The organism is Stenotrophomonas sp. CASM110, assembly GCF_049384345.1.
In the GTDB taxonomy this organism is placed as follows: Bacteria; Pseudomonadota; Gammaproteobacteria; order Xanthomonadales; family Xanthomonadaceae; genus Stenotrophomonas; species Stenotrophomonas muris.
The window spans coordinates 36,547-47,130 of the sequence record NZ_JBMRGI010000031.1 but is presented as its reverse complement, the minus strand read 5'-3'; the positions used below and the strand labels follow the sequence as shown (position 1 = coordinate 47,130).

Sequence of the window (10,584 nt, the reverse complement as noted above, 5' to 3'; positions counted from 1 at the left end):
CCCCCCCCCCCCCCCCGGCCCCGACCCAGCACGTAAGAACAACGAGCCGGCCAACCTGCTGTTGATCTTGATGTTGATGTTGATCTGTAAGCAGTCGCGGCCGCAGGCCGCGCGGGACCACTCACAGATGCCGCAGTTCCTGCTTCAGCGTCGCCACACAGCGGCGGCTGACTTCCAGCGGCTGCCTGCCATGCCGCAGCACCGCCTGCACCTGCCCGCCGGAGCCGCGGCGCAGCTCCACCAGCTCGTGCCGCGCCACCAGGCAGTTGCGATGGATGCGGATGAAGCGGCTGGCGAACTCTTCCTCCAGCGACTTCAGCGATTCCTCGATCAGGTCCTCGCCGCGCGCGTGGTGCACCACCACGTACTTCTCTTCGGCCTGCAGGTAGTGGATGTCGTCCAGCGGAATCAGCCGCAGGCTGCCGCGCAGGCGTGCGCACAGTACGCTGCGTGCCTGCTGCCCGCTGTGCGCCTGCGGCTGGCCATCGCGACCGGCCAGGAACGTGCGTGCCCGTGCAATCGCCGCTGCCAGGCGTTCGGCGCGCACCGGCTTCATCAGGTAATCGATGGCTGCCGCTTCGAAGGCCGACAGCGCATGCGCATCGTAGGCAGTGCAGAACACCACCGCCGGCCGCGGTTCGAAGCTGGCCAGGTGGCGGGCTGCTTCCAGGCCGTCCAGCCCAGGCATTGCGATGTCCAGCAGGACCAGGTCCGGCTGCAGCTCCGCGCACGCGTGCAGGGCCTGCTCGCCGTTGCCGGCCTCGGCCACCACGTCCACGCCGTCCTGTGCGGCCAACAGGCTGCGCAGGCGCTCACGCGCCAGTGGTTCGTCATCGGCGATGACTACCCTCACGATCGTCCCCTCACTGGATCGGCACTGTCACCTGGCAGGCATAGTAGCCCTCGCTCCAGCCAGCCGTCATCCGCGCGGCACTGCCAAAGCGCCAGGCCAGCCGATGGCCGATGCTGTGCTGGGCATGGCCAGCCCCCCGCGCCAGGGCCAGCCCGGGCGCCTGCGGATCAGGCGCGGGATTGCGCACGCGGATCTGCAGATCGTTGCCCTCGCGCAGCAGCTGCAGCTCGATGGTGCCGCCCTCGGGCAGGCGCGAAATGCCATGCAGCACGGCGTTTTCCACCAGCGGCTGCAGTACCAGCCTTGGCAATGGCAGGTCCCACGGCAGCGGCTCGTCACGCTGCCAGCGCACCTGCAGGCGTTCGCCCAGGCGCAGCGATTCGATCGACAGGTAGCGCTCGGCCAGTTCGCATTCGTCGCGCAGGGTGGAATCGCCCTCGCCTGCACCGAGCGCAGCACGGAACAGATCGGACAGGTCGAGCACGGCACGCTCGGCCACCGCCGGGTCCCGATGCAGCAGGCTGGCGATGAGGTTCATGCTGTTGAACAGGAAATGCGGGCGGATGCGCGCCTGCAGCGCATCGGCCTGGGCGCGTGCATTGGCCTGCACCTGCGCGGCCCAGCGGTCGCTGACATAGAAGTAGCGCAGCGCCAGCGCGGTGATCAGCGCGGTGGTGGCGGCGCTGCCGAGGGTGAAGCGCCAGAAGCTGATGCCGTTGGCGAAGCTGTCACCCAGCACCGCGTACAGCGCGTGCACGATGCCGGCGCAGACGACCGCGATCAGGGCCGCCAGTGCGATGGCAGCGACCGCCCCCATCACCTGCGGCAGCCTGGACAGCGCCTGCCGCAGCAGGCACAGGCTGGCGGTCACGGCCAGCGCCAGCCACAGCGCGAAGCCGCTGGCCGACAGCAGCTCGCCAACGGTCCAGTGGCGGCTGCCATCCGGCGCAAGCGCCAGCACCACCACCACCAGCTCGGCCAGGCCCAGCATCGCCGCCAGCCGCGGCAGGCGGCACAGTTCCGGCATCCACGGCGATGGGCTGGCCGGGGACATGGCTCAGGCCGCGCCCAGCCGTTCCTGGAGCCAGTCGCCCAGCGCCCGGATTTCCTCGGCACAGACCTGGTGGGCCATCGGGTAGCTGTGCCACGCCACGTCCAGGCCCAGCGTACGCAGCGCCTGTGCGCTGTGGGCCGCCACGGCCTGCGGAATCACCGGGTCGCCACTGCCATGGGCCATGAACACCGGCACCTGCACCGCGCCTTCAACGCGCGTGGCACTGTCGGCTTCGGGCAGATAGGTGGACAGGGCGATCAGGCCGGCCAGTGGCGCGGTGCGCGACAGCGCAGCAGTCAGGATGATCGCACCACCCTGCGAGAAGCCGGCCAGGAAGATCTTCTCCGCCGCGACGCCACGCTCGATCTCGCGCGCGATCAGCGCGTCCAGCTGCACCACCGATTCCTGCACGCCGGCCATGTCGGCACGCGACCGGAAGTCCATGCCGACGATGTCGTACCAGCCGCGCATGGGCACGCCGTTGTTGATCGTGATCGGCCGCACCGGTGCGTGCGGGAACACGAAGCGCAGCGCCGGCCAGTGCGGCCGCACCAGCTCCGGCACGATCGGCGCGAAATCATGGCCATCGGCGCCGAGGCCGTGCAGCCAGATCACCGACCACTGCGGCGAGGCGCCGGTTTCCTGTTCCACCGTTTGCAGCATGATGCGGCTCCTTCAAGTTCGAGCCGCATTATGCCGCTGGCGTGGGGCAATCAGTACAGCGGCGGTTGCTCGGCCGCTTCGCGCCGCAGCTGCGCGGCGCGGACCAGTACCGGTGGCGGGATGTTCTCTTCGGGAATGTCCAGCAGGCCCAGGCGATGCAGGAAGGCGCCCGGACCACGCGAGGAGGTCAGCGCCACCACCGGAATGGCCAATACCATGCCGATCACCACCGGCGCCATCCACGCCGCCAGCGACGGCGACACGGCCCAGGCCAGCACGCCCATGAAGGCGCCGAACACACCCAGGCCACCGTAGCCGCGGATCAGTGCCAGCCACGAGATGCCGCCGTCGTCACGCTGCTGCGCATCCCAGCCGGAATCGCGGCCGGACAACACTTCGGCCACGCCCCGCGACTGCACGTACATCACCACCGGCGCCATCAGCGCGGCCAGCACGGTTTCCACCAGCATCGACACGAAGGCACGGATCGCACCGCCGCAGCCACGGCGGTCGACCGGGTCCAGCAGCATCGCCAGGTAACCGAGCACCTTGGGCAGCAGCAGTACCGCCATCGTGGCGGCGAACAGGCGCACCACCTGCTCTTCGTCCTGTGCGCGCCAGTACACGCTGGGCGACAGGTGCAGCAGGGCATTGAAGTCGATGCCCTCCTGGAACAGCGGGATGGCGATGCCGATCAGCATCAGCATTGCCCACATCGGTGCGGTGAAATAGTGGCCGATGCCGATCAGCATGTGCGTGCGGCTGATCCAGTGCAGGCCGCGGCTGCCCACGACCTTGCCGTGCTGCAGGTTGCCCTGGCACCAGCGGCGGTCGCGAACCAGCAGATCGGTCAGCGTCGGCGGGCCCTCTTCATAGCTGCCACCGAGGTAGGGCACCATGTGCGCAGCCCAGCCGCCACGACGCATCAACGCTGCTTCGACGAAGTCATGGCTGAGCACGTGGCCGCCGAACGGCTTGCGCCCCGGCAGCGCCGGCAGGCCGGCGTGGTCGGCGAAGGCGCGGGTACGGATGATGGCGTTGTGGCCCCAGTAGTTGCTCTCGGCGCCATGCCACCAGGCCACGCCACGGGCGATCACCGGCCCGTACACGCGGCCACCGAACTGCTGCATGCGTGCGAACAGGGTGCGGCCGCCGATCACCGACGGCAGGGTCTGGATCAGGCCGACGTCGGCGTTGTGCTCCATGCCGGCCACCAGGCGCACGATGCTGTCGCCGGTCATCAGGCTGTCGGCGTCGAGGATCAGCATCTGCGGGTAGGCACCGCCGAAGCGACGGACCCAGTCGGCGATGTTGCCGGCCTTGCGCCCGCTGTTGTCACCACGGCGACGGTAGAACAGGCGGGTCTGGCCGTCCGGCACCCGCTCGCGCAGCTCGCCGAACACCCGCTCCTCGGCAGCGGCGATGTCCTCGCGACGGGTATCGCTGAGCACGAAGAAATCGAATCGGCCGAGCTGGCCGGTGGCCGCCACCGACTCGTAGATCGCCTGCAGGCCCGCCAGCAGGCGGCGCGGGTCTTCGTTGTAGGTCGGCATCAGCAGCGCGGTGCGGCTGTGCACGGTCGGCAGCGGCTTGTCCGGGTCGATGCCGAGGCGATAGCCACGGTCGAACACGGCGGTCAGGAAGCCGGCCAGGGCGCTGGCGAAAGACAGCGCGATCCAGGCAAACAGGCCAACGAACAGCACCAGCAGGCAGGCTTCGAGCACGCTGATGCCATTGGCCGACAGCACCCGCCACATCATCCGCGTGGCCACGGCGGTCATGCCGAGCGTGCCACCGAAGATGTACAGCCGGCGCAGGCCGATCAGGCGCGGCGACGTGCGATGCCGCCGGACCTTCAGTGCACCTTCGCGCAGGGTCTGTTCGGGCATCTGCAACGGAGATTCAGCGGGCAGCAGCGCCCAGCCGGCGTCGAGCCGGGGCGTTTCTGCTTCCGCATGGATGGTCTGCACCCCCATCGCCGCCTACTCCGCGCCGTCGGCACGGCCGGCTATCCCGGCCGGGCTGCATGCACCAAGGTTCCCGGCGCGCTTTCCCGGCGCCCGCACTTGTCCAGACTGTGTCGGCTTCAGGCCGCACAGTCGATGTCTGTCACTACCGGAACCCACACGATCTCCAACGGGGCGGAATCGAAAATGCGGCCCAGTCTAGGGCGCTGAATGTAAGCCGGGTGCGAAGGCCTACGCCGGGATTTATCCCCATTCAGCAAATAGCAGGCGATCACGTCGGGGGATGGCCAGATGTCATTGCATCGCCCCGGGTACTGGATCGTATCAAACGCGAACGGTTATCATTTCATTAACCAGGCAGGTCACCGTCTTCCGCACGGCCGCGACCCACCCAGCTGCGCCGGTCCACACCGCGCGCACCGACGACCCACGGAAGGGTGGCTGCCTGCTGTCTGCCTGCGCCTGCTGCTTCCACCGGGTCACCCCACCTCCCATGGAAGCCGCCATGTCCCCATCGTCCCGTTCCCGTTCCGCGCGCCTGCCGCGCACCCGCCTGGCCCCTGCCCTGGCCTCCGCCTGCCTGCTGGCCCTGCCAGGCCTGGCCGCTGCAGAGGCCGGCACCGATGCCTCCACCAAGGATCTGGATACCGTGGTGGTCACCGCCTCGGGCAGCCAGCAATGGATCAAGGATGCCCCGGCCAGCATCAGCGTGATCAGCCGTGAGGACATCGAGCGCCAGCCGGTTCCCGACCTGGCCACCCTGCTCAGCCGCGTGCCGGGCGTGACCGGCGGCCTCAGCGCCGTCGGCGAACAGTCCAAGATCAAGCTGCGCGGCATGCCGTCCAACTACACGCTGGTGCTGGTGGACGGCAAGCGCATGGGCAGCTCGGCCGCGACCAACTACCGCCCCGACCTCGGCCGCCAGGACCTGAACTGGATCTCGCCCGACCAGATCGAACGCATCGAAGTGGTGCGTGGGCCGATGTCCTCGCTGTACGGCTCCGACGCCATGGGCGGGGTGATCAACATCATCACCCGGCGCATCGGCGACGAATGGAACGGCAGCGCCACCCACAGCTACACCCGTCCCGGTGATGGCAAGCGCGGCGATACCCAGCAGATCGGCGCGACCTTCTCCGGCCCACTGGGCGAACGCTTCGGCCTGCGCATCGGTGCCAACAGCATGCGCCGTGATTCGGACCAGTCCAACCACGGTGTCTACGGCAATGCCTACGCCGGCGAGAAGGACCGCACTGTCGATGCGCTGCTGCAGTGGAAGCTGAGCGACGCACAGGAACTGTCGCTGGAAGCCGGCCATGGCGTGCAGCAGGCCTTCATCGATGCGTCGCTGGAAAAGCAGGACGAAGGCGCCTGGGGAGCCAGTGAGCTCAAGCGCAGCTCGCTGGCGCTCAACCACGATGGCACGTGGAGCTTCGGCACCTCCAGGCTCAGCGCGTACTGGACCGAATACAAGAACGACATCGGCGCCACCGGCCGCTCAGAGGCCACCGACACGATCATCGAAGGCAGCCTGACCACGCCGTTCACTCTGGGCGTTGAACACCAGTTTGCCGTGGGTGGGCAGTGGAAGCGCCAGGAACTGACCAACACCGATACCATCGGCCGCGCGCCGATCGACTACGCCGGCAACGCCGTCAGCGGCTCCAGCCTGGAAGTGGATACCTGGGCGCTGTTTGTCGAAGACGAACTGAAGCTGCACCGCACCCTGGCCCTGACCGTGGGCGCGCGCCTGGACCACCATGAGAAGTTCGGCGGCCACGTCAGCCCGCGTGCGTACCTGGTCTGGCATCCGGCCGAACAGTGGACCATCCGCGGTGGCGTCTCCAAGGGGTTCCGTGCGCCCAGCCTGACCGAGAACTCGGCCACCGCTGCCACCCAGTCCGGCGGCCGTGGCTGCACCTCGCTGATCCCGCTGGGTTATACCCGCGGCGGGTGCTACATGGCCGGCAACCCGGACCTGGATCCGGAAACCAGCACCAACCGCGAGATCGGCATCAGCTTCGACAATGACCTGATCGATGTTGGCGTGACCTACTTCCACACCGACTTCCGGAACAAGATCGAATACGCACCGCTGGGCCGCTTCAACGGCATCTGGTGGACGCGCATGAGCAACGTGCAGCGCGCGCGCACCAGCGGCATGGAAGGCAACTTCAACGTCCGCTTCGGTGAGCAGTGGCGCTGGCGCACCTCGGCGACCTGGATGAAGGAAGCCAGGAACCTGACCACCGGCCGCAACCTGATCGATACGCCGGAATTCTCCGGCTACTCGTCGCTGGACTGGTCGCCGAATACGGTGTTCTCCGGCAGCCTGTCGGCGCAGTACACCGGCAAGCAGACCGGCACCGCCACGACCTTCCTCAAGGCCTACACCCTGTATGACCTGACCGTGGCATGGAACGTCAACGAGGTGCTGACCCTGCGCGGTGGCGTCAGCAACCTGGCCGACAAGAAGCTGTATGCGGAAGGCTCCACCGACTACTTCGTCGCCGGGCGCAGCTACTTCCTCAGCATGACCGCGCGCTTCTGACCGGCGGCACGCGCCGTGATCGCGCTGGCGACATGCCAGCGCGATCGACGGTATTGCGGGTTACTCGCTTTCCAGCGCGGCCGGTGCCGCGTCCCGCGTGGCGGCCGTGCGCGCACGGTCCATCGCCACCGCCAGTTGCTGGCGTGCGAGCAGTTGTTGTGCCTGCACCACTTCAGGTGTCGGCAGGAGCACCGGTCCCGGTGCGTTTTCCGGTGTAGCAGGTGTGGTCATGCAACCTCCATGGACATCCCGCCGCCGCACGGGTCCAACCGGGGCGGCAGCGGAACTGCGCACCCTATCCTAAAAACAAGGCGGGCGGGTGACGGTGCGGCACCCGGCCGCAGCCTGTGGAACACGGCACGCGTCACATTTTTGACGGCAGCCCTTGGATCCTGAATAGGACTTGCCTTATCATGAAAACGTTTTCTCACAGGGATGTTTCCCCCAAATGAATACCACTGACCTGTCCCAGTTCAGCCCGAAGTGGCAGTTCCGCTTCAACTTCTTCCGCCAGCATGGCGCGCCCAAGAATCCCGGTTTCAAGCAGGCCTGGAAGGCGCTGTCGTTCGGTGACCGCCTGAAGATCAACCTGAACTTCTTCGCGTTGTTCTTCGGTGCGATCTACCTGTTGATCCTGGGCATGTGGCGCAAGGCGCTGGTGGTCATCGGCATCAACATCGCGCTGGCCATCGTCAGCATGTTCCTTCCCGACGTCGTCGGGCGCATGCTGTTCATCGCGATGAATCTGCTGGTCGCCTCCAGCACCAACTACAGCTACTACCTGGAGAAGGTGGAAGGTCGCACCAGCTGGAACCCGTTTGAAGGAATGTTCTAAGCCATCAGACCGGCGCAGGGATGCGCGGCAAGGATGCAACCGACGCCCGGCCCCCGCCGGGCGTCTTCATTTGCGCGATCAGGCCGCGCGGCGTGCCACGGCCGCCGGCTCGGCCTGCAGGCGGAAGCGCGACACCGCCACCGCCAGCTGCTCGGCCTGCTCCTCCATCGCGCGCGCGGCGGCACTGGCTTCCTCCACCAGCGCGGCGTTCTGCTGGGTGGTTTCGTCCATCTGCACCACAGTCTGGTTGACCTGCTCGATGCCGGCCGATTGTTCGCGCGACGCGGCCGAGATCTCGGCCATGATCTCGTTGACCCGACCGACCTGACCGACGATGTCCTGCATGGTGCGCCCCGCGCCGTGCACCAGCTGCGCACCGGCACCGACCTGGGCCACCGAGGCGTCGATCAGCTCCTTGATCTCCTTCGCAGCACCCGCCGAACGCTGCGCCAACGCGCGCACTTCACTGGCAACCCCGGCGAAGCCACGGCCCTGCTCACCGGCGCGCGCCGCTTCCACTGCCGCGTTCAACGCCAGGATGTTGGTCTGGAACGCAATGCCATCGATCACCGAGATGATCTCGGCGATGCGCTGCGAAGACGCCTCGATCTGCTCCATGGTGTGCACCACCTGGCTGACCACCTGGCCGCCTTCGCTGGCCACGCCCGCCGCGGAACCGGCCAGCGCGTTGGCCTGCAGCGCGTGGTCGGCGTTCTGGCGCACGGTGGAGGTCAGTTCTTCCATCGACGCGGCGGTTTCTTCCAGGTTGGCAGCCTGCTGTTCGGTACGGCGCGACAGGTCGCTGTTGCCGGCAGCGATCTCACCGGCGGCCAGGCGGATGCTGGCTGCCGACTGCTGGATCTGGCCGACGATCTGGGTCAGGTGCTGCACGGTGCTGTTGGCATCGTCGCGCATCACCGCAAATACCCCATGGAAGTCACCCTGCATGCGGGTACTGAGGTCACCGCCGGCGATCGCGCGCAGCAGCGTCGACAGTGCGGCCAGGTTGTGGTCGCTGACTTCCATCATGGTGTTGAGGGTCTCCACCATGCGGCGGAAATCGTGGTCGAAGCGCAGTGCATCGCCGCGCACGGCGAAGTCACCGGCGGCGGCCGCAGCGGCAAGCTGCTGGATCTGCTCGTTGATCGCGGCCAGGTTGCGCTTGGTGGTCGCCATCGCAGCGGTGAACACCGCCTTCTCGCCCGGCAGTGCTTCCATGTCCACGCTGAGGTCGCCGACGGCATAGCGCTGCATCACTTCAACCAGGCGCTGGGTGACCGCGTTGCTGGAGGCCACCAGCTGGTTGCTGTCGGCCACCATGCGGCCGTACTCGCCCGGGAACGCCGCGGCATCCATGCGGTAGCTGAGTTCACCGGCATCGTGGCGGCGCGCCATTTCGGCCTGCGCAGCCATCACCGCCTGCAGCTGGCCGCGCATGCCCTGCATCGCGTCCAGCAGGCGCCCCACTTCGTCGTTGCTGCGCGCCGGCAGGGTGCTGTCCAGCTTGCCGGCGGCGACGTCACCGGCCACGCGCACCGCTTCGGCCAGCGGGCGGATCGCCAGGCGGCGCAGCAGTATGTAGACACCGGCGCTGAGGGTCAGCGCGGCGATCACGCCGACCAGCAGGGTCAGCCACAGCAGCTGGCGCGCTTCGGCCACGATCACCGCATGCGGCATCACCACGCCCAGCGCGAAGCGCTGCGGGGCATCGCCCACGCGCAGCGGCACATACACGCGCACGTTGCCGGCCGCATCGGGGCTGAAGGCCTCGAAGGGGCGGTCGGCGGCGATCTCGGCCAGCATGCTGCGGGTCAGTGCGTCGTTGCGAGGCTTGCCGATTTCGGCGGCATTGGCCGAGGCCAGCACCACGCCCTTCGGCGACAGCAGTTCGACGCGGCCGGCCCCCATCGGCTGCAGCGTGGCCAGGTGCTTCTGCAACGCTGCCAGCGAGAAGTCGACGGTGAACACACCGAGGAACCTGTCGTTCTCGATGATCGGCGTGCTCAGCGTACTCATCAGCACCTGCTGCCCGGCGATGTCATAGGCATACGGTTCGCTCACTTTCGGCAGCTTGTCGCGGCTGGGCACCATGTACCAGTCACCGGAACCGCTGGCGGTCTCGGTGTAATCGGTCATCACCGACTGCTGCGGCTTGCCCTCCTGCCAGGCCCAGTAGCTCATGTAGCGGCCGGTGGCATCGTGCGCCTCGGTGTTGACGAACTCGGCATCCTTGCCGTCGAAGGCATCGGCCTCCCACATGGTGCTCTTGCCCAGCCATTCGGGATGGGCGCGCAGCTGCTCGCCCAGCACCGCCGCCAGACTGGCGCGGTCGGGCACGTCACCACGGGCGCGCTGGGCCAGCACGCTTTCAACCATGGCATCGTTGCTGGCAAAGGCGGTGCCCAGATCGGCCGCCACCTGGCGCGCCTCAGCGGTCGCCTCGCTGGTCATGGTCTGGCGTGAGGCGCTGATCAGGCTGGCGCTGGCCTGGCGATAGATCAGGAACGCGGTCAGGCCGAAGCACAGCAGCGCGATCGCGGCGGTGCCCAGCATCAGCTTGTGGGCGATGCTGCCCGGGCGGCGGGCAGCGGCGGAACGGGAAGAAGGCATGGGAGGGTCCGCAAGGCAGTTCAGGTCGACCGGCACCACGAAGGCACCGCG

General features: G+C 67.7%; 8 protein-coding genes. 2 read left to right on the top strand and 6 right to left on the bottom strand.

From position 1 onward, the window contains the following. Positions 1 to 121: 121 nt before the first annotated feature. The 4 genes from VG561_RS19940 to mdoH are packed head-to-tail and all read right to left on the bottom strand — an operon-like array spanning position 122 to position 4,546. Positions 122 to 853 (bottom strand): LytR/AlgR family response regulator transcription factor, encoded by a 732-nt coding sequence (locus tag VG561_RS19940; RefSeq protein WP_014648511.1) that lies wholly within the window; start codon positions 851 to 853, stop codon positions 122 to 124. A 10-nt stretch (positions 854 to 863) separates the two neighbouring features. Continuing rightward, positions 864 to 1,907, bottom strand: coding sequence for a sensor histidine kinase (locus tag VG561_RS19935; protein ID WP_185741895.1), 1,044 nt, complete (start codon positions 1,905 to 1,907; stop codon positions 864 to 866). A gap of 3 nt (positions 1,908 to 1,910) precedes the next feature. After that, positions 1,911 to 2,570, bottom strand: a complete 660-nt coding sequence (locus tag VG561_RS19930; protein WP_197575529.1) for a dienelactone hydrolase family protein — start codon at positions 2,568 to 2,570, stop codon at positions 1,911 to 1,913. A 50-nt stretch (positions 2,571 to 2,620) separates the two neighbouring features. Further along, a complete protein-coding gene (mdoH, locus tag VG561_RS19925) occupies positions 2,621 to 4,546 on the bottom strand; it encodes a glucans biosynthesis glucosyltransferase MdoH (RefSeq protein WP_049404751.1) in 1,926 nt (641 codons plus the stop codon). A gap of 496 nt (positions 4,547 to 5,042) precedes the next feature. On the opposite strand from mdoH, the gene VG561_RS19920 reads away from it, so the two are divergent. Beyond that, positions 5,043 to 7,088: a TonB-dependent receptor domain-containing protein gene (locus VG561_RS19920; protein ID WP_142235140.1), complete on the top strand. Its 2,046-nt coding sequence runs from the start codon at positions 5,043 to 5,045 to the stop codon at positions 7,086 to 7,088. Between the two features lie 60 nt (positions 7,089 to 7,148). Here VG561_RS19920 and VG561_RS19915 read toward each other — a convergent pair whose 3' ends face one another. Next, complete coding sequence (locus VG561_RS19915; RefSeq protein WP_005419553.1) at positions 7,149 to 7,319, bottom strand: hypothetical protein; 171 nt, start codon at positions 7,317 to 7,319, stop codon at positions 7,149 to 7,151. Between the two features lie 217 nt (positions 7,320 to 7,536). Here VG561_RS19915 and VG561_RS19910 point away from each other — a divergent pair, with 217 nt between their 5' ends. Further along, a complete protein-coding gene (locus tag VG561_RS19910) occupies positions 7,537 to 7,923 on the top strand; it encodes a DUF2628 domain-containing protein (RefSeq protein WP_142235139.1) in 387 nt (128 codons plus the stop codon). A gap of 78 nt (positions 7,924 to 8,001) precedes the next feature. Here VG561_RS19910 and VG561_RS19905 read toward each other — a convergent pair whose 3' ends face one another. Then, positions 8,002 to 10,533 carry a methyl-accepting chemotaxis protein gene (locus tag VG561_RS19905; protein WP_423179919.1) on the bottom strand — a complete coding sequence of 844 codons (2,532 nt, stop codon included), beginning with the start codon at positions 10,531 to 10,533 and terminating at the stop codon, positions 8,002 to 8,004. Between the last annotated feature and the right edge of the window lie 51 nt (positions 10,534 to 10,584).